Source organism: Thalassospira sp. Z349TD_5 (assembly GCF_056173045.1).
The window spans coordinates 2546530-2564893 of sequence record NZ_CM149654.1 but is presented as its reverse complement, the minus strand read 5'-3'; the positions used below and the strand labels follow the sequence as shown (position 1 = coordinate 2564893).

General features: G+C 54.0%; 16 protein-coding genes and 1 pseudogene. 10 read left to right on the top strand and 7 right to left on the bottom strand.

Going from position 1 to position 18364, the window contains the following annotated elements:
- Positions 1 to 133: 133 nt before the first annotated feature.
- Positions 134 to 601, bottom strand: coding sequence for a RidA family protein (locus tag AC0VXT_RS11775; RefSeq protein ID WP_475545589.1), 468 nt, complete (start codon positions 599 to 601; stop codon positions 134 to 136).
- 252 nt (positions 602 to 853) lie between these two features.
- Here AC0VXT_RS11775 and AC0VXT_RS11770 point away from each other — a divergent pair, with 252 nt between their 5' ends.
- From AC0VXT_RS11770 to AC0VXT_RS11760, 3 genes are all read left to right on the top strand, one after another.
- Positions 854 to 1753: a DMT family transporter gene (locus AC0VXT_RS11770; RefSeq protein WP_475545588.1), complete on the top strand. Its 900-nt coding sequence runs from the start codon at positions 854 to 856 to the stop codon at positions 1751 to 1753.
- A 363-nt stretch (positions 1754 to 2116) separates the two neighbouring features.
- Positions 2117 to 3757, top strand: coding sequence for a phosphoethanolamine transferase (locus AC0VXT_RS11765; protein WP_475545587.1), 1641 nt, complete (start codon positions 2117 to 2119; stop codon positions 3755 to 3757).
- Between the two features lie 79 nt (positions 3758 to 3836).
- The gene (locus AC0VXT_RS11760; RefSeq protein WP_475545586.1) at positions 3837 to 4460 is read left to right on the top strand and encodes a TetR/AcrR family transcriptional regulator; all 624 of its coding nucleotides are present in this window, start codon (positions 3837 to 3839) and stop codon (positions 4458 to 4460) included.
- 15 nt (positions 4461 to 4475) lie between these two features.
- Here the strand turns inward: AC0VXT_RS11760 and AC0VXT_RS11755 are convergent, their stop codons facing one another.
- From AC0VXT_RS11755 to AC0VXT_RS11730, 6 genes and pseudogenes are all read right to left on the bottom strand, one after another.
- Entirely contained in the window at positions 4476 to 4898 is a 423-nt protein-coding gene (locus AC0VXT_RS11755; RefSeq protein WP_475545585.1) for a secondary thiamine-phosphate synthase enzyme YjbQ, read from the bottom strand.
- Between the two features lie 52 nt (positions 4899 to 4950).
- Positions 4951 to 5775, bottom strand: coding sequence for a DODA-type extradiol aromatic ring-opening family dioxygenase (locus AC0VXT_RS11750; RefSeq protein ID WP_475545584.1), 825 nt, complete (start codon positions 5773 to 5775; stop codon positions 4951 to 4953).
- Positions 5776 to 5935: 160 nt separating this feature from the next.
- On the bottom strand, positions 5936 to 6145 hold the full coding sequence (locus tag AC0VXT_RS11745) for a DUF3185 family protein (RefSeq protein ID WP_022730435.1): 210 nt from the start codon (positions 6143 to 6145) through the stop codon (positions 5936 to 5938).
- A 154-nt stretch (positions 6146 to 6299) separates the two neighbouring features.
- Positions 6300 to 7961 carry an autotransporter domain-containing protein gene (locus AC0VXT_RS11740; protein WP_475545583.1) on the bottom strand — a complete coding sequence of 554 codons (1662 nt, stop codon included), beginning with the start codon at positions 7959 to 7961 and terminating at the stop codon, positions 6300 to 6302.
- A gap of 373 nt (positions 7962 to 8334) precedes the next feature.
- A complete protein-coding gene (locus AC0VXT_RS11735) occupies positions 8335 to 8907 on the bottom strand; it encodes an isochorismatase family protein (protein WP_475545582.1) in 573 nt (190 codons plus the stop codon).
- A 520-nt stretch (positions 8908 to 9427) separates the two neighbouring features.
- Positions 9428 to 13139: pseudogene (locus AC0VXT_RS11730) on the bottom strand (vitamin B12-dependent ribonucleotide reductase).
- 1017 nt (positions 13140 to 14156) lie between these two features.
- Here AC0VXT_RS11730 and AC0VXT_RS11725 point away from each other — a divergent pair.
- The 7 genes from AC0VXT_RS11725 to AC0VXT_RS11695 all read left to right on the top strand — a co-directional run bounded on the left by AC0VXT_RS11725 (position 14157) and on the right by AC0VXT_RS11695 (position 18334).
- Complete coding sequence (locus AC0VXT_RS11725) at positions 14157 to 14519, top strand: NADH:ubiquinone oxidoreductase subunit NDUFA12 (RefSeq protein ID WP_022730440.1); 363 nt, start codon at positions 14157 to 14159, stop codon at positions 14517 to 14519.
- Between the two features lie 137 nt (positions 14520 to 14656).
- Complete coding sequence (gene mlaD / locus AC0VXT_RS11720; RefSeq protein ID WP_022730441.1) at positions 14657 to 15109, top strand: outer membrane lipid asymmetry maintenance protein MlaD; 453 nt, start codon at positions 14657 to 14659, stop codon at positions 15107 to 15109.
- Between the two features lie 181 nt (positions 15110 to 15290).
- Positions 15291 to 15596 (top strand): hypothetical protein, encoded by a 306-nt coding sequence (locus AC0VXT_RS11715; protein WP_475545581.1) that lies wholly within the window; start codon positions 15291 to 15293, stop codon positions 15594 to 15596.
- A gap of 8 nt (positions 15597 to 15604) precedes the next feature.
- Positions 15605 to 16057 (top strand): DUF2155 domain-containing protein, encoded by a 453-nt coding sequence (locus AC0VXT_RS11710; protein WP_101304570.1) that lies wholly within the window; start codon positions 15605 to 15607, stop codon positions 16055 to 16057.
- 449 nt (positions 16058 to 16506) lie between these two features.
- Positions 16507 to 17100: a YceI family protein gene (locus AC0VXT_RS11705; RefSeq protein ID WP_101304571.1), complete on the top strand. Its 594-nt coding sequence runs from the start codon at positions 16507 to 16509 to the stop codon at positions 17098 to 17100.
- Positions 17101 to 17181: 81 nt separating this feature from the next.
- Positions 17182 to 17769 carry a cytochrome b gene (locus tag AC0VXT_RS11700; protein WP_475545580.1) on the top strand — a complete coding sequence of 196 codons (588 nt, stop codon included), beginning with the start codon at positions 17182 to 17184 and terminating at the stop codon, positions 17767 to 17769.
- Positions 17762 to 18334: a YceI family protein gene (locus AC0VXT_RS11695; RefSeq protein ID WP_475545579.1), complete on the top strand. Its 573-nt coding sequence runs from the start codon at positions 17762 to 17764 to the stop codon at positions 18332 to 18334. The genes AC0VXT_RS11700 and AC0VXT_RS11695 overlap by 8 nt, the downstream gene beginning before the upstream one ends.
- Positions 18335 to 18364: the final 30 nt, after the last annotated feature.

The following is an 18364-nucleotide window of genomic DNA, read 5'->3' as shown; positions in this document are numbered from 1 at the left end:
CGTTGTTTTTCCTTTTTGCGATGTGATGCGCGATTTATCAGACCTCAACCACGGTTGGGGTCAAGCGGGTTTTTGTCGGGGACAAAAAAAGCCGGGCAGGTGCCCGGCTTTGATGTGGAGGTGCTGATCAGGGTCAGTTGGCGACTTCGAAAATCCCGTCGATTTCGACGGCCACACCAAGTGGCAGGGACGCAACACCAACCGCAGAGCGGGCGTGTTTGCCAGCATCGCCAAAGATTTCGACCATGGTGTCGGACGCGCCGTTGACGACTTTGGGCTGATCGGTGAAGGCCGGATCGGAATTGACAAAGGCGTTGAGTTTGACAACGCGGGTGACTTTATCCAGATCACCAATCGCGGATTTGAGCTGTGCGACCAAGTTCAGCGCACAAAGACGCGCGGCTTTTTGGCCGTCTTCGACCTGATAGTCCTTGCCGAGTTTGCCAACGAATTTCAGCTCGCCATTTTCCATGGTGATCTGACCGGAAATATGGACAAGGTTGCCCGCAACAACATAGGGCACGTAATTGGCAACCGGGGCGGTGGCGGCGGGCAGGGTGATGCCAAGGTCGGCAAGATGGGCGTCAATTTTTCCAGCCATGAGGATTAATCCTTATTTACTGTGGGGACGAAGAATGTTGCGGCAAACTTAGCGATCTTGGCGTGTGAACAAAACAGTTTCTTTTGTCCGGTGCGGTGTTTGGCCGATGAGGGGGGGCTGAGCAGGGTTTTCAGATTGTTGAGAAATTTGAATTTGCCATCGATGCCAAAGCCCCCCACAACTGTATGCTGAATATTATGCGTTCCGAATGTCGGTTCTGGCAAAAACACTCACGTAAAAAAGGCGGCATTCATGTCATTTGGGGATCGGTTGAATAATTTGCATGGCGGGTGGTTGGCCCTGTTGGGGGTTTTGATTATTTCCCCGGATGCGATGTTGATCCGGCTGATCAAGGCCGACGACATCACCGCGACATTCTGGCGGCTGGCCTTTTTGACAACGGCGTTACTGTTGATCGCGCTTTGGCGGGGTGCGCGGCGCGGCGATAGTGTCGTTGCGTCGGTGTTGCCGGGCAAGTACGAGCTTTTGACCGGGATGTTTTATGGCGGCACTTGTGCGTTTTTCATCCTGTCGGTGCGCAATACCGATGCGGCCAATACATTGGTGATCATTTCGGCAACCCCGCTTCTGGCCGGGTTGATGGGGGTGTTTGTGTTTAAACGCGCCCAGCCGATGCGCACATGGGTGGCATCGGTGGTGGTGGTCGTCGCCCTGATTGCGATTGTCGGTGCCGGATTTGGCGGGGAGAATGCGCTTGGCGACCTTTTGGCGCTATGTGCGGCCTTCTGCATGGCGGGATTTTTCAATGTCCTCGGGGCACGTCCAGAAATTGATGCGGTCAAGGCGATGCTGTTTGGTGCGTGTATGTCAACCCTTGCCATGGTTCCCGGCGCACATCCGACCGAGGTCTATGGGCTTGACTGGGTGTGGCTTTTGATGCTGGGTTTTTGGGTGTTGCCGGTATCTTTCCTGTTTATTTCGGCAGGGGCGCGCAAAATTCCGGCCGCCGAGGTCGGGCTTATTATGCTCAATGAAGCGATCCTTGGATCGTTTCTGGTGTGGGTGGTGATCCATGAAGTGCCCAGCAGCACGACATTGATCTGTGGGGCCGTGGTGATTGTGACCCTTGTTGTTCATAGCATTCTGGGCATGCGGGCGGGCAGGAGGCTGCGTGCGACGCCTGCCCAATAGGGGCCATCACAGGCAATTCAAACAACAGAATTTATCGAAGTAATGCAAAAGGCGGTGTCAGATGTGACGCCGCCTTTTGGCTTTTTGGGCAGGTTGGTTTGGTGGGGCGGGTTCAGGTTGCTGTCAGGTTGGGGCGATAAAGATTTGCGGTCGGTTCGATGAGCCGATTGCCCCGGGTCCGCTCGTGCGATGTTTGTGACAGCATCAACGGCGTGCGCGGGGCATGTTGTCCGCCAGATTTTGCGAGTATCCATGTCCCGATCCAATGTGCCGTTCGGTTTACCTGTCAGGTCCTCATCCCAAGATAAACGGAATGTATCATCACGGTGGGCAGGTATTGATTACCGGTGGGTGATTGTTGCGATGGCGCTTTATTTTGCGCTGGGCCTGAACTGGAAAGTGCTGGGGCATTTTTACAGCATTCTGGGCGGGCTTGTTGATTATGATCCCGGCTTTGCGATCAGCGCGCCGTTTGTGTTGCTGTTGGGGTCGCTTATTCTTTTCACGCCGTTTTCGTTCAAATATCTGCTCAAGCCGTTTTTTGCACTTTTGTTGATCACGGGTGCACTTTCAAATTATGCCATGGTGAAATACGGCATCGTGTTTGACCGCAGCATGATTGAAAATATTGTTGAAACCAACACCACCGAGGCATTTTCATATCTGAATATGCAGTCGGTCCTGTGGTTTGTGTTAAGCGGTCTTGTGCCGGTTGTGATCCTGATTTTGATGCCGATCCGCTATCCGGCGACGATTGTGCGCGGGGTTGTGCAGCGGGTTACGATGATGCTGATCCCGTTTGTCTTTTTGGGTGGGCTTGCCGGGCTTTATTTCAAGGATTACGCATCGGTCGGGCGCAACAACAAGGTTCTGGGCAAGGAAGTTTCGCCGGTGAATTACTTTACCGGGGCCATTCAATATACCAAGCGGCGGTATATCTCGTCTTCGATGGCGTTTCGCACCGTGGGCGATGATGCCCATCAGGTTGTTAATGTCGCCAATGGCAAGCCGACACTGATGTTTCTGGTGATCGGGGAAACAGCCCGGGCGCAAAGTGTGCAGGCCAATGGGTATGGGCGGCCGACATCGACATTTACCGGCAAAATTCCCGGTGTTCTGGCCTTTCAAAATGTGCGGTCGTGCGGGACGGCAACGGCGGTATCGGTGCCCTGCATGTTTTCGACCATGGGGCATGACAATTACGATGGTGACGTCGCGCGCCATAGTGAAAGCCTGATGGATGTTCTGGCCAAGGCAGGGGTATCAGTGCTGTGGAAGGAAAATGACGAGGGATGCAAGGGGGTATGTGACCGTACCAACCATGTTGACATTAACCCCGATGATTTCCCGGACTATTGTGCCGGTGGCAGTTGCCGTGACGAGGTGATGCTTGAGGGGCTCGATCAGGAAGTTGCCCGTCTTTCGGGCGACCGGTTGGTGGCGTTTCATGTGATGGGCAGCCACGGGCCGACTTATTTCAAACGGTATCCGGATGAGCATCGATTCTTTACGCCCGATTGCCAGCGCAGCGATATCGAGAATTGCACGCAGGAAGAACTGATCAATACCTATGACAATACAATCCGCTATACCGATTTTGTGATTGCGAAACTGATCAAACGGTTGGCCGATTATCAGGATCGGTTCAATACCGTGTTGCTGTATGTGTCAGACCACGGGGAATCATTGGGGGAAAGTGGCATGTATCTGCATGGTGCACCCTATATGTTTGCCCCCGACGAGCAGACGCATGTGCCGATGTTTACATGGATGTCACCGGGATTTGCCGCGGCGCGCAATGTCCAACCCGATTGCCTTGATACAGCAGCCAAAACCGGCAGCTTTTCACATGACAATCTGTTTTCCACCGTGCTGGGTGTGATGGGGGTTCAAAGCAATGTCTATCAGCCAAAGCTTGATATCTTTGACGGTTGTGAAGACAGCATTTATCGCGCGGATCTGGACGCGGAGCTGCAAGCCGATGCTGGCCTCAAGGTGCAATAGCATCGATCCTTGACAGATGTGGGCGATCCCGGTTAGTTGAGTGTACTCAGTGAGTTTGCTCATTTAACCGGGGTGACCGATGAATTTACGAATCAAGCAGCGCGGAGAAACCCGCCAGAAAATTCTTGAGGCGGCGCGGAGCTGTTTTAACCAGCTCGGTTTTGACAAGGCCTCCACCCGCGCCATTGCCGCGCAGGCCGGGGTCGCCGAGGGCACTATTTTCAGCCATTTTCCGAGCAAGGAAGAACTGGTGGTCGCCAGCCTTGGCGAGCATTTGGCCGAGGCGATTGAACGGGGTCTTCATACGATGGAGCCCGATTGGTGCTTTGTTGACAAGCTGATGCATATTGCGTCGTACCGCTTTGCCCAGATTGCCTTTCAGCCGGGGCTTTGGCAGGTGATCTTGCAGCAGGTTGTGTTTACGCCGCGCAAAGGGGCGGTGCAGGACATGATGCAGGGAAGCGGGCTTTTGTGTGCGGTCACAGCCCTGATTGAGGATGCGCAACTTGACGGGGAACTTAACCCCGACATCCCGGTCAATGTGATTCGCAAGACGATCATGGCGCTGTTTTTATTCACCATTCATCAGCATATCAGCCTGCAAAGTTTTGATTGCGAAGACATGTGCGCGACCTTGCGTGAATTGCTGGAGGCACAGGTGGCGGGGCTTTGGATCTGTGAGCCGGTTCTTGCGGCGGAATAACACCAATAGCCGTTGTTATTCGCCGATCAGATGCAGCACGACGTTCCGCCGGTGCGTGGCGCGGCGATGCTCAAACAGGTAAATCCCCTGCCATGTGCCCAGCATGGCAAAGCCATCAGCGACCGGAATGGTCAGCGACACATCGGTCAGGCTTGATTTGATGTGGGCGGGCATGTCGTCGGGCCCTTCGCAGGTATGGCGATAGAGGCTTGGGTTTTCCTGCACCAGTTGGGCAAAAAACGTTTCAAGATCAAGACGCACATCCGGATCGGCGTTTTCCTGTATCGTCAGGCTGGCCGAGGTATGGCGGACAAACACCGTCACCTGACCCGTCCTGATGCCGGTTTGCCCGATCCAGGATTGAACCATATCGGTGATTTCAGTCAGGCCCTGACCATTGGTGCGAATTTCAAGGGTGGTTTGGTCTTGTGACAGCATGGCATCCCGTCCGGTTTGCGCTGCCGGACGGGACTTTGGTTTTGGCGTCCGGTCAGGCCGCGGCTTTGGCGTTGGCTTGATCGTAGAAGCGCAATGCCGTCATGGCAAGGTTGCCAAATTCATAGCTGTCATGGAGCAAATCGGCGGTGTAACCGTCCGTGGCAGCGCCAAGGGCGACGTAAAACGGCATCAGATGATCGTCTTCGGGGTGAGCCTTGATCGCATGCGGCGCCTGTGCACGGTAATCAAGCAGGGCATTGATATCGTGGGTTTTGACCTTATCAACCATCCAGTTGGTGAAGTCCTGTGCCCATGGCTCAATCGGGCCTTCGGCGTGATCAAGCGCGCGAAGATTATGGGTCATTGCGCCACTGCCGATCACAAGAACCCCCAAATCCCGAAGCCCGCGCAGTTTTTGGCCCAGTTCGTAATGATCCGCCGGGCTGCCGTGGGTGTGCATGGATAACTGAAACACTGGAATATCGGCCTCGGGCCGGGCAAGGATCATAGGCATCCACGCCCCGTGATCAAGACCGCGCGCATCATCGGTTTTGGCCCCGATCAGATCGGCGATTTCGCGGGCAAGTGCGGGCGCACCGGATACGTCATAGCGCAGATCATAAAGCGGCTGGGGAAAACCATAAAAGTCGTGAATGGTTTCCTGATGTTTGGCGGTCGAGATGGTGGGGACGTCGGTTTGCCAATGGGCAGAAACCATCAGGATGGCCCGCACTCCGTCAAAATGGTCCGCCAATTCAGCGGCAAAAAAATCAAATGCCGGGGTGTTTTGACGCGCGACCAGCATGGGGGAGCCATGCGAGATAAAGATCGGTGCGAAGCTTTGGGCGGTATTTGGGGAAAGGGATGCGTTGGTCATCGGGCACCTCGGTCTATGACATCATTTGATGTCAATATGATCCGAAGGGACGGCGATGACCAGATGCGGTTCGTCAACAGTCTGTTGCCGATGCTTGTGTGAAGGGGCGCTTTGTTAATATCGCGCGACGCACCGGCAACAGATGTTGAGAAATATTGGTTTAGCGTTTGCGGCCAAACAGCATCAGCAGCACGCCACCGACAACACCGGCAATCCCGGCAATCAGATACCAGATGGTTTCATCGGTATAGCGACCAACCAGTGTTTCGGAAATCTGATCAACAGCACTTTCCGAGGCATTATAACCCGTCACCAGAAGGGCAACGCCGATCACCAGAATGACAACGCCAAGAATACGACCCATGGACATGATGATTGCTCCTGTCTTTTCTGTGTTCTGTTTTTCTAAAAGAATGCTTTTGAACATATTGAACAGAAACGATAACGCGGCTTGATTAAGGTTGTTCCAAGGCAAAGGAAAAACATCTTGTCTGGTCAGGGCCGATTGCGGTCTGGCTGAAACGTCAGAACGGCATCGACATGGTGATTTCAACCGCGCTGCTGTCGGTGTCGTCATTGTCATTGGCGATAGACATCATGTGGCTCAGGGCAAGCTGGCTGGTGAATTGACCGGTATTAAAGCCAAAACCGGTGCGCATGCGCTGATTGCCGTATTCGTTGAGATTGCTGGTGAAAAACGGGGTGAGGATGCCCAGTTCACGCCCCTGATCATCTGAAAGCGCAAAGCCATAGGTGATGGTGCCGCCGATGGTGTATTCGGTGTAATCAGCACGCCCGGCAAGATAGTTGCCTTCAAGAGCGGCATTCAAACCGGTCATGGCATCAGACAACCGCACACCTGCGCCGATATTGAACGCGGTTTTGTCATTGTTGATTTCGTCGGTGAAATCATAGATCAGGCCGGTTTCAAGGAATGGCGTTACGATCAGGCTTTGGGTGGGCGTGAAATCATAGGCGGCTTCGATGGCCGGTTTGATCTGGCGGGTGTTGGACCGGTTGGTGGCATTGTTTGTGCCGTCACTTTCGGTATAGCCATCCACGGTTTTGCGTGCGGCCATGAAGGCCAGCGACGGAGTGAGGGATGCCGCCGACAGGGTTTCAATCGGGCGGACCCGATAAGAGGCGGTCATGGCGGCATACCACATGTCGGATTCTGTGGTGCCCGATACGGCATTGTTATCGCGTGTCACATCAATGTCGCCCATGCCATATCCGGCTTCGCCAGTGATGGTCAGATTGGCAATCGGGCGGTAAATGACATAGGGCGAGGCAGTCCAGCCGGTTTCGCGGTAGCTGCCAGTGTTAAAGGATGTGGTCAGGTCGGTATCATTATAACCCAGCGAGACGCCCGCAATCAGGGCATCGGCAAAACGATAATCCAGCCCGACATTATAGCCCCAGACATCACCGTCATAGCGGCTGTCAGTGGTGCCATTGACATAGTTGTTATCAACCGAGGTAAAGGAGCCATGACCCCACACGGTAAAGGGTGTCGTGGTGGCAAAGGCCGAGCGTCCATCAATGCCGCTGGCGCCGCCCACATCGCCTTGATCGGTCGGGCCAAGGCCCAGCATTTGCATGCCCTGACCGGTGGAACTGTCAAAGCTGCCCATCATCGCCATGCGACGCAGCGCATCATTGCGGTCGGTGATGCTGTTGCTGTTGCGATCATCGTCATCGGCGGTGGTGTCGATCAGGCTGGTACGATGGGGGCTGGCTTCGCGCGCTGAGGTGGTTAGGTCCGGCACATTGTTCGTATTGGAATTATTCGAGCTGCTGATCACGGATGAGACGCGCGCACTGATATTTTGTTGAATGACCGTGGTTTGGGACCGCGAGACTGCACCGATAACGGCGGGCGAAGTGCTGGCCGAAGATGTTGAATTCGCAGCAGGTGGCGATCCGGCAACGCAGCTTGCCGTTATGTTGTAGTTCGCACCGGGGCCATACATGATAAGCTTACCGTTTGTTGTATCGCCCGGAATCTGGATGGTAAGGGTGACAGTATCGCCGATGATGGTGCTGCCCGCCGTGGCGGCGCGGGAATTGGCGGCGTTTATGTTGTCCGTATAGGTATAGGTATAATTGTTTGGCGATGCGCCGCTTGCGTGTGTGAAGGTGACTTTGGCAACCTCCCAAGCGCCAAACGCTTGGTTGCTGGCCACTACGCCGTCGCTGGTGGCTGATACGTTCCAACCAGTACACCCCGCGCTCAGGGCGAAAGCGCTGTTGGCAAAGGGTAGGGATAGCCCGATCAGGGCCAGCGCATAGAGCCCTTTTTTAAAGAAAGATTTGCACGTGGTGACGGGAGAACGATCAGATCGCTCCTGTTTGAAGGTGCTTCTGTTCTTATACATTGTTCGCCATGCCCATATCCTTTTTGATCGGTGCCGACGGATCGATCCCGTTAAAAGAGCCTTAGAGGGCAGACGTGCGAAGAGCTATTCTTAAAGAGGGGGTTATGTCGATTTTTGACCATAAGTGGATAATGGTTGCCGGAAAGTGGATAGGGTGCGCGGTCGTTTGACCGCATCATCGTCATCCGGCCAGAGCGGCAATCACATCCGGGCTTTGAGTCAGGCTGCAATATTCCGAGGCCAGCACGGCAGCATATAGGTCAAACACGGTTTGGGCGTCGAACCGTTTGCCGTTGGCGTCGGTGACATCAATCGCGGTGGTGGCATCGAGTGGCAGGTGGCAGTCAAAGCCAAGGCAATGGGCGGCGCGGATCGATACATCCATCGAATTATGAATGACAACGCCGGTAAAGATCAGGCACGTAATGCCCCGGTTGCGCAGGTGCTGTTCAAGGTCGGTGCCGATAAAGGCGCAATTAACAGATTTGGTGATGATGTTTTCACCCGCCATCGGCAATGCTTCGTCCTTGAACGGTTGGCCGGGGCCGTTTGCATAGAATGTTGAGGCCGGATTGGCTTCTTGGTGGCGGACATGGATGACCGGCAGGTTCTTTGCCCGGAACGCTGCAAGCAGTTTTGCAATCACATCGGCGTAACCGGGATTGTTTTTGCTGTTCCATTTCGGATCGTCGATGGCCTTTTGCACATCAAGGACGATCAGGGCTGTGTCGTTTTCAAACACGGGCAGGGCCATAACGCATTCCTTTTTCGATATCCAAAACAAAACCGGCCGGGAAATTAATCCCGACCGGAGTTTTGTACGATACATCAAGATGATGTACCTTCAAGGTTTGGAACGTTCTCGACGTACACCCTTAAACGGCTTGTCGTCTTTCTTTACGTCCATGATACGACCGTTATCTTTGTCACGTTTTATCCATTTTCCATTTGGATGTTGGAATTGTGACCGGTCGCGTACTGCTCCGTTGCGGTGTCCGTCGCCGGACGGCGGGTTCGTAGCCATGATTTTTGGCTCCTCAAGTAGGTCGCCAAGGTTCCGCTCGACAAACGCAACAGAATCGGAGATGTTCGTGTTTCTGACGTACTAACACGCCAACTCGGTGTGTTGCCCTCACAAGTGCCTTGGCTGGTACTTCGTGAGTAAAGCCGAAGCAGTTTGCTTCGGCTTTTTTCGTATCAGGCAACCAAAGTTAGTCGGATGATGCGAAAACGTAAAAAGCCCCTCTCATTTGAGAGGGGCTTTTGTGTCGGCGTTACGAGCAACCGGTAGTCGCACCACAAGAGTTCGCATTTAAGGCAGGTGCCGTTGCGGACAAGTGTGAAGTTGCCGCAATCAGGGCAACCATCGCCCTCGTAGCCCTTCATGCGGGCTTCGCGGATCTGGTCCATTTTGGCATCAACCTTGGCCGAGACTTCTTCGCCCGCCGTCAGGATCGCGTTGGTTTGCGGTGCTGATGGTGTGGCGGTTGTGGTTGCGGCACTTGCGGTTGTTTCGTGGCTGTGGCTATGGCCGTCCGTGCCGGTCGATTTGACTTCGACAACGCGTTCTTCGGTCTGGGCACCGCCATCGACAACATAAAGGTTGCGACGCACGAAGCCGGAAGACGCGACTTTACGGATGGTTTCAATTGCCTGATCTTCGGATTTCCTGGCGGCTTCGCCAAGATCGCCTTCGGCCACACCTTCGCCAACCGCATCGGGAAGGATGTCGGACGGCTGAACATGGGCGAGGTCATTACGACCAAGATAGGAAATCGCCAGTTCACGGAACATGTAATCAAGGATCGAGGTTGACATCTTGATCGCATCGTTGCCCGACACCATGCCCGACGGCTCAAAGCGGGTGAAGGTGAAGGCTTCGACGTATTCCTCAAGCGGCACGCCATACTGAAGGCCGATGGAAACGGCAATGGCGAAGTTGTTCATCAACGAGCGGAAGGCGGCACCTTCCTTGTGCATGTCGATGAAGATTTCGCCAAGTTTGCCGTCTTCGTATTCACCGGTGCGCAGGTAAACCTTGTGACCGCCAACGGTGGCCTTCTGGGTGTAGCCTTTGCGGCGGCCCGGAAGGGAACGACGGTCGCCACGGATGACGCGTTCGATGATTTTTTCGACAATCTGCTGCGATGCTGCGGTCGCCTTGGTGGCGGTTGGCTGATCAGCGTAATCGTCTTCCTCGACCAGCGCAGAGCTCAGCGGCTGGCTGAGTTTCGAGCCATCACGATAAAGCGCGTTTGCTTTCACCCCAAGACGCCAGGACAGCATGTAAGCGTCTTTGCAATCCTGAATGTTGGCGCTGCTTGGCATGTTGATGGTTTTGGAAATCGCACCGGAGATGAACGGCTGGGCCGCGGCCATCATGCGGATGTGGCTTTCAGCCGACAGATAACGTTTGCCGATACGGCCACACGGATTTGCACAATCAAAGACCGACAGGTCTTCGTCACGCAGATGCGGGGCCTGTTCAAGCGTCATCGCACCACAGACATAGGTGTTGGCCAGTTCGATCTGTTTGCGATCAAAGCCAAGGGCGGCGAGCATGTCAAAGTCCATGCTGTTGATCTGTTTGGCATCGAGGCCGAGCTGATTGATGCAGAAGTCATCGCCAAAGGTGTATTTGTTAAACACGAATTTAACATCAAAGGCGTTTTTAAGCGCACCTTCAACCTTGGCAATGGCGTCGTCGTCAAAGCCCTTGGCCTTGAGGTCATCATGGGTGATGGACGGCGAACCAACCAAGGTGCCATGACCTACCGCGTATTTTTCAATGTCGCGGATCTGGTTTTCGGTATAGCCGAGTGTCGCCAAGGCGACCGGAACGGTGCGGTTGATGATTTTGAAGTACCCGCCACCGGCGAGTTTCTTGAATTTCACCAGTGCGAAGTCCGGCTCGATCCCGGTGGTGTCGCAATCCATGACCAGACCGATGGTGCCGGTTGGGGCAATAACGGTGGTCTGGGCGTTGCGGTAACCATGCTTTTCGCCAAGTTCCAGCGCCTTGTCCCATGCAGCACGTGCGGCAACCGGAAGATCGGCATAGGGGCTGTCGGCGGCGACCAACGGAACCGGATTGATGGCGAGGCCTTCGTATCCGTCCTGTTCGCCGTATGCGGCACGGCGATGGTTGCGCATGACGCGCAGCATTTCGTTGGCGTTGTCGCCATAACCCGGGAAGGCACCCTGTTCACCGGCCATTTCGGCCGAGGTGGCATAGGAAATACCACACATGATCGCGGTCAGGGACGCGCCAATCGCACGGCCTTCGTCGCTGTCATATGAAATGCCCATGCTCATCAGCAGGCCGCCAATGTTGGCATAGCCAAGGCCAAGGGTACGGTAGCGATAGGACAGTTCGGCAATACGATCTGACGGGAATTGTGCCATCAGAACCGAGATTTCCAGAACCACGGTCCACAGACGCACGGCATGTTCGTAAGCCTCGATATCAACGCCGCCATCATCTGAACGGAAGTTCATCAGGTTGAGCGATGCAAGGTTACAGGCGGTATCATCAAGGAACATGTATTCCGAGCACGGGTTGGACGCATTGATGCGACCCGAATTCGGGCAGGTGTGCCATTCGTTGATCGTGCTGTCGTACTGGATCCCCGGATCAGCGCAGGCCCATGCGGCTTCGCCGACTTTGTCCCACAATTCACGTGCGGGCAGGGTCTTGGCTACTTTGCCATCGGTACGACGGATCAGTTCCCAGTCGCCGTTATCAAGAACAGCCTGAAGGAATTCATTGGAAACACGGACAGAGTTGTTCGAGTTCTGACCCGATACGGTCAGGTAAGCCTCGGAGTCCCAATCGGTGTCATAGGTTTTGAAGCTGATCTCGGTGAAGCCCTGACGGGCGAATTCGATGATCTTGTTGATATAGGAATCCGGGATCATGACAGCGCGCGCAGACAGCACAGCTTCTTTGAGCTGCGGGTTTTGACGCGGGGCGAAACGATCATCGGAGTCCGCCGCACCATCCCAGTTGTTGCATGCGGCAAGAACGGCGGTGAGGTGTTTTTCGGCCAGTTTCGAACCGGCAACGAGGGCGGCGACTTTCTGTTCCTCGACGACTTTCCAGTCGATGTATTCTTCGATATCGGGGTGATCAATGTTGACCACGACCATTTTGGCCGCACGGCGTGTGGTGCCACCCGATTTGATCGCACCAGCAGCGCGGTCACCGATTTTAAGGAAGCTCATCAGGCCCGAAGAACGACCGCCGCCCGACAGGCTTTCACCGCCGCCACGCACGTTCGAGAAGTTCGAACCCGTACCTGAGCCAAATTTGAACAGACGTGCTTCACGAGTCCAGAGATCCATGATGCCGCCTTCGTTGACGAGGTCATCGGAAACAGACTGAATGAAGCAGGCGTGCGGTTGGGGATGTTCATAGGCACTGGCCGATTTGGTCAGTTCGCCGGTTTTGAAATCAACATAGGAGTGACCCTGTGCCGGGCCATCAATCCCATAAGCCCAATGCAGACCGGTGTTGAACCACTGCGGAGAGTTCGGTGCGCCCATCTGGTGGGAGAGCTGATAACGCATTTCATCAAAGAAAGCCTGCGCATCGTCTTCGGCGTCAAAGTAACCGCCTTTCCAGCCCCAATAGGTCCAGGTGCCCGCAAGGCGGTCAAAAACCTGGGTTGCGCTGGTTTCGCTGATGTAGCGTTTTTCCGTCGGCATTTTGTCGAGCTTGGCGACATCAGGTGCCTGACGCCACAGCCAGCTTGGAACGTCTTTTTCTTTAACCGGTTTGAGGGCAACCGGAACACCTGCCTTGCGGAAGTATTTCTGTGCCAGAACGTCACTTGCGACCTGTGACCAGGTCGCCGGAACGTCGATGTCTTTCATTTCAAAAACAACCGACCCGTCGGGGTTTTTGATAACGCAGGACGATTTGCGAAAATCGATGTCGGCGTATGGGCTAACGCCTTCCTGTGTGCACTTTCTGGTAATCCGCATGGTCTGCTCCGGTTTTGATCAGACATGAACGCGGCGCTACTCTGGACATGCGCCGGCATTGCCTGATTCTATATAGTTTGCTCAATGGCTAAACGCTGCCCCTTTGGTCCTTTTTTTTGACCTTATCGGGATCAACGGCAATTCTGTATTTGGTGGTGTGGTCCCCCCTTGGAACCATCCGGTCCGTGGGCGGAACTATAAAGCCATAATCTGGCCTCAGTCCACTAAACTTTGTGGTTGACATCAACTTTTATCACAACATGTTGTGGTTCAGTTGCTGTCTCGCTGATTTGATGCTCGGGGGATTCTCGTTAACAATCTCTGAATCAGGCCGGGAGGCCCGGAAAACTGCGCTTTTGGTGGCAGCTGCTTTGTAGGCCGGTCGAAAGACTCGGACTATATGTAGTGGCGAGACGAGATGATCCGCCACAAGCTGAAGCAAACTAACCCTGATTGCGGTGCATTTCCAGTGCGAAGCTGAAAACTTATTGGTTTGCAGTTCAACTTAGCCTGTTTGCAACAGATAACAGTTTGATATGTATATAAAAGTGTTTGTTTTGTTACTGTGAAAAATCTGGTCGTATCCCGAGTGATATGTCAGGGGATAGGCACGATATATTGTGGATAAGCAGGTGGACAAAGCCCCACACCATATGCAGATCAATGAGTCGTCGCCCCACAAGCAGTTGTGGGTTGTTTGCCGTCAACGCATAGTGACATTGGTTCTCGTGCTGATCGGCCCGGATTACGGGCGTTTTGCGGCGTCAAATCGGTTGAATAACGCGATATGAGGCGGCTTGGCCGTGAACCGATAAATGTCAGCGCGGGCGGATGGTGTTTCCGGTTTGGGTTGAGGTGCCGTTATGAGGCGGTGTGATGGGGGGGTGTTGCCTGCCTGAAACATTGACTTTGCCCGAACATCACGACATATAAGAGCCTTGTTGATCGCAGGGCACCCCCGCGTATGTGTCGTGCGCCGCGTTTGGCGGATAAACCAGATCTGGAGAGAGACCCAACATGGCCACCGTCGGTACCCGTATTTATACTGCGCTGTTTGGCAAGCGCGTTGGCGAAGACCGTTTCGGCAATATCTATTATACCGAAAAGAAAGCGGCCAAAGGCCGTCGCACCCGTCGCTGGGTGGTCTATAAAGGTATTGTCGAAGGGTCCAAGGTTCCGGCTGAATGGCATGCATGGCTGCATTACACTGTTGATGCGCCGCTGTCAGACAAGGCCGAGGATCGGTATGACTGGCAGAAAGAACATCTGCCGAACCTGACCGGGACCAAGCATGCCTATCGCCCGGCAGGCCATGAATATCAGGGTGGTCAGCGCGCCAAGGCAACCGGTGATTATCAGGCCTGGTCGCCGGAAGGCTGATCGGCCATAAACTGTTTTTTCAGGCGGGCGCGGGGAAACTCGCGCCCGTTTGTGTTTTATGAGCGTTTTGCGCGGTTGTAATTTGTGCGGACGCAAGACAATATACGTATCAAAGAGATACATAACGGATAGGGCCTATGAGCAATAGACTGGTCGAAAGCCTTGCGGGTGCTGCGGTAATTGCCGTTGCCGTCGGATTTGCAGCCTACTCCTATTCACGTGCCGGAATCGGGACGGTGGAAGGGTATGAAATCTCGGCCAACTTTAGCCGGATTGACGGTTTGAGTGTCGGCAATGATGTGCGTATTTCGGGGGTTAAGGTCGGGACGGTCACCGCGCAGGACCTTAACCCTGATAGCTTTATGGCGGTTGTTAAAATGTCGGTGCGCGCGGACTTGTCCCTGCCACTTGATAGTTCGGCAAAAATTGCGTCTGACGGGTTGTTGGGTGGCAAGTTCGTGGCCCTTGAACCGGGCGGGGACATTGACATGATCGAAGCCGGTGGTGAAATCGAATACACCCAAGGATCGGTCAACCTTGAAGACCTGATTGGTCAGGTGATTTATTCATCGACCAGCAGCGACAAATAACGTCGCCGTCGCAGGTGTTTCTGTCGCAAGGGTCGTAACGGAGCAGGCGGCCATTATTTTGCCGGTTTTTCCAGCAAGGTTGTGATTTGGATTTTTCAGGTAAGGAATTGCGGATTTGGGTCTATTGGCCCATCTGAGGATTTTATCTGAAGGGTTCACGTCAAAATCATCGGAGCGGTTGATGAAGAAGACCGACGCGTTGCAGCATTTTCCAACATGGCAGGCCCCGGATGGGTCGCCACTGTCGTGCGTGGAAAAGATCAAGGTTCTGAATGACAATTTCGGCGAGTTGCGCGAAATCATGCAGGATGCGCTTGAAGATGCGCTTTTGATGGGCTGTGACGAAGAACAGTTTCGCGCCGTGATGCGCGATCTGGTGGCCGAAATGCACAATCCTTATGGGTCCGACAGCGCGCCTGACACTGCCAACGGCAGGGATGCGCGCGATGCCAATGTTCAAAGTGACCAAAGCGATAAACAGGACTGAATGACACGATGAAACGATCTTTTGCGATTGCCGCTGTTTTTTCGACATGTGCACTGATCGGAGCCGCCACCATCACAGTTGCCACTGCGGCACTTGATTATCGCCCCGCCCCGGTTGCCCAGCTTCAGGGGCTTGATAAAATCACCGCGCGCATTTCGACATTTGATGTGCCGGTCGGGCAGATGGCAAAATTTGGCACCTTGCAGATTACGGTTGATGCCTGCTATCGCACGCCGCCCGAAGAGCTTCCTGAAAGTGCCGGATTCTTGAAAATCAGTGACGTGCATGAAGATGGCCGCGAAAGCCGCGACGAGCTGTTTTCCGGCTGGATGTTTGCATCCAGTCCGGGATTGTCGGGGCTTGAGCATCCGGTTTATGACGTCTGGCTGAAAGAATGTCTGAACCCGGAAGATGCGGCGAACCAAACCCCGCAAGCTCAACCGGCACCTGACGGCAATTAGTCGCCCCTAAAATTCCCCGCATTTTATGCGTTTGAACGACAGGACCCTTGATGCGGACAGTGCATCGGGGGTTTGTCATTTGGGCCGATTGTGTCGTGTTTGTGGACCGCCAGAGATGCCCAGCGGCGACACCATAGATGCACTAGACTGAAAACCATTGGGCATTTGTTGACAGAGGACGGAGTATTCCCGCCAAAACACATTTAGAAACAATGGGGTAGGTGTGTTTTCTGTCTGGAATTATGATCTGGAATAGCGTCACATGGTTACATATGACCGTTCGCAATCTGGCAGAAATAAGGCCGGGATATCTTTTATTGTTTCCAAAATAGAATAAGAATGTTGCCGCTGCACTGGCTTGAGGGCCACGCGCGAGGCTGTCACTGTGCACCCACTTAATTCGCGGTGCCGTTCAGGCGCGCCGTGTCATTCACATGAGGGAAGTGACAATGTTTAATTCGATTAAAAAGGCTGGTCTTGCACTGACCATCGCAGCGGGTCTTTCGGGGGCGGCTTTTTCTGCACAGGCTGCAGATACCTATAAAATGGATCCGACCCACACCAGCGTGATCTTTATCGTCAACCATCTTGGTTTTTCCAACTATCAGGGCCGTTTTGGCGGCGCATCGGGTGAACTGACACTTGATCGCGACGATCTTGCGGCATCTTCGGCTGTGATTACGCTTGATCTGACCAAGATCGACAGCGGTGTTGAGGCGCTTGACACCCATATGAAATCGGCTGATTTCTTTGACGTTGAAAACCACCCGACCGCGACCTTCACCAGCACCTCGGTTGAAGTGACTGGCGATAACACCGCGAAAATCACCGGCGACCTGAGCTTCCTTGGGCAGAGCAAGCCGCTTGTTCTTGATGTGACGTTGACCGGCGAAGGCGACCATCCAATGACCGGCGACCAGGTTCTTGGTTTTGCGGCCACCGGGACGGTAACGCGTACGGATTACGGCATGGAATATCTTGTTCCGGCCGTGTCTCCGGAAGTTAACCTTCAGATTTCGTCTGAGTTCCTTAAGCAGAAGTAATTTCAAGATGTTATGGATGGCAGTGCGGCCCTTAGGGTGTCGCCTGCCATCTTTTGTCTGATGGGTGTAAGGACGGTTGCCATGGCGATCAAAAGTCATAAAAACGGATTTGGTTTCGCGACCAAAAGCCTGCATTGGGTTATGGCGCTTTTGATTTTGAGCGTCTTTACCATTGGCTGGTATATGGATTTCCTGCCGCTTGGCATGGCGAAACTTGAATGGATGTCACGGCATAAGTCGTTGGGTGTGACGATCCTGACATTGACGATCTTGCGCATTGTCTGGCGGCTGTGTGAGCCGACACCCCAAGCCTTGAGCCCGCACAAACTTGAACGGGTGGCGGCCAAGCTTGGCCATCTGGGGCTTTATGGTGTGATGATTGCCATGCCGCTGAGTGGCTGGATGATGTCATCGGCGGCAAATTTCCCGGTCAGTGTGTTTGGACTGTTTACCTTGCCGAACCTTGTTGGTCCGGACAAGGAACTGTTTGAGACCTTGAGAACTGTGCATTGGGCGTTGTCATGGACGATTGTGGTTCTGGTCGGAACCCATATTGCCGCAGCCCTGAAACATCATTTTATTGACCGTGACGCGACCTTGCGGCGCATGCTGCCAGCGGGTGCAAAGAATACCGCGACGAAATCAGCGAAGGAACAGAGCAATGTCTGAGAACCTGAAAAATATTCTGAAAGCGGGCGTGTTTGCCAGCGTGATTGGTTTTGCCGGTGTCGCACAGGGTGCTGATGCATGGGTTGTTGCCGATGACAGCGAGATCGAATTTACCGGCACCCAGCTTGGTGCGGAATTCGAAGGCGAATTTAAGACCTTTGATGCGACCATCGTGTTTTCGCCAGATGACCTTGCCGGATCGTCGGTCAGTGTTCTGATTGATATTGCATCGGTCGATACCCAGAACGGAGATCGCGACAGCCAGATTGTTTCACCAGACTGGTTTGATGCCGGGCAATGGCCAACGGCCAAGTTTGTGACAAAGTCGTTTAGTGAAGTTGCCCCAGGCAAATATCAAGCGGTTGCTGATTTGACGATCCGTGATGTGACGCGTGAGGTGACCTTGCCGTTTGATCTTGAGATTACGGGGAACGAGGCCGAGGCCAAAGGCGTTGTTACGATCAAGCGGACTGATTTTGGCGTTGGTCAGGGCCAGTGGACCGATACCGCACAGGTCGGGGATGATGTCACGATTGAAATTGAAATCGAAGCCGACCGCAAATAATCAGAGCCGCCCGGAATTCGCGGGGGGGGG

What these genes read in the sequence shown, in the direction of transcription:
- AC0VXT_RS11775 (WP_475545589.1), bottom strand. Translation starts at nt 601, where the DNA reads ATGGCTGGAAAAATTGACGCCCATCTTGCCGACCTTGGCATCACCCTG.
- AC0VXT_RS11770 (WP_475545588.1), top strand. Translation starts at nt 854, where the DNA reads ATGTCATTTGGGGATCGGTTGAATAATTTGCATGGCGGGTGGTTGGCC.
- AC0VXT_RS11765 (WP_475545587.1), top strand. Translation starts at nt 2,117, where the DNA reads ATGGCGCTTTATTTTGCGCTGGGCCTGAACTGGAAAGTGCTGGGGCAT.
- AC0VXT_RS11760 (WP_475545586.1), top strand. Translation starts at nt 3,837, where the DNA reads ATGAATTTACGAATCAAGCAGCGCGGAGAAACCCGCCAGAAAATTCTT.
- AC0VXT_RS11755 (WP_475545585.1), bottom strand. Translation starts at nt 4,898, where the DNA reads ATGCTGTCACAAGACCAAACCACCCTTGAAATTCGCACCAATGGTCAG.
- AC0VXT_RS11750 (WP_475545584.1), bottom strand. Translation starts at nt 5,775, where the DNA reads ATGACCAACGCATCCCTTTCCCCAAATACCGCCCAAAGCTTCGCACCG.
- AC0VXT_RS11745 (WP_022730435.1), bottom strand. Translation starts at nt 6,145, where the DNA reads ATGTCCATGGGTCGTATTCTTGGCGTTGTCATTCTGGTGATCGGCGTT.
- AC0VXT_RS11735 (WP_475545582.1), bottom strand. Translation starts at nt 8,907, where the DNA reads ATGGCCCTGCCCGTGTTTGAAAACGACACAGCCCTGATCGTCCTTGAT.
- AC0VXT_RS11725 (WP_022730440.1), top strand. Translation starts at nt 14,157, where the DNA reads ATGGCCACCGTCGGTACCCGTATTTATACTGCGCTGTTTGGCAAGCGC.
- mlaD (WP_022730441.1), top strand. Translation starts at nt 14,657, where the DNA reads ATGAGCAATAGACTGGTCGAAAGCCTTGCGGGTGCTGCGGTAATTGCC.
- AC0VXT_RS11715 (WP_475545581.1), top strand. Translation starts at nt 15,291, where the DNA reads ATGAAGAAGACCGACGCGTTGCAGCATTTTCCAACATGGCAGGCCCCG.
- AC0VXT_RS11710 (WP_101304570.1), top strand. Translation starts at nt 15,605, where the DNA reads ATGAAACGATCTTTTGCGATTGCCGCTGTTTTTTCGACATGTGCACTG.
- AC0VXT_RS11705 (WP_101304571.1), top strand. Translation starts at nt 16,507, where the DNA reads ATGTTTAATTCGATTAAAAAGGCTGGTCTTGCACTGACCATCGCAGCG.
- AC0VXT_RS11700 (WP_475545580.1), top strand. Translation starts at nt 17,182, where the DNA reads ATGGCGATCAAAAGTCATAAAAACGGATTTGGTTTCGCGACCAAAAGC.
- AC0VXT_RS11695 (WP_475545579.1), top strand. Translation starts at nt 17,762, where the DNA reads ATGTCTGAGAACCTGAAAAATATTCTGAAAGCGGGCGTGTTTGCCAGC.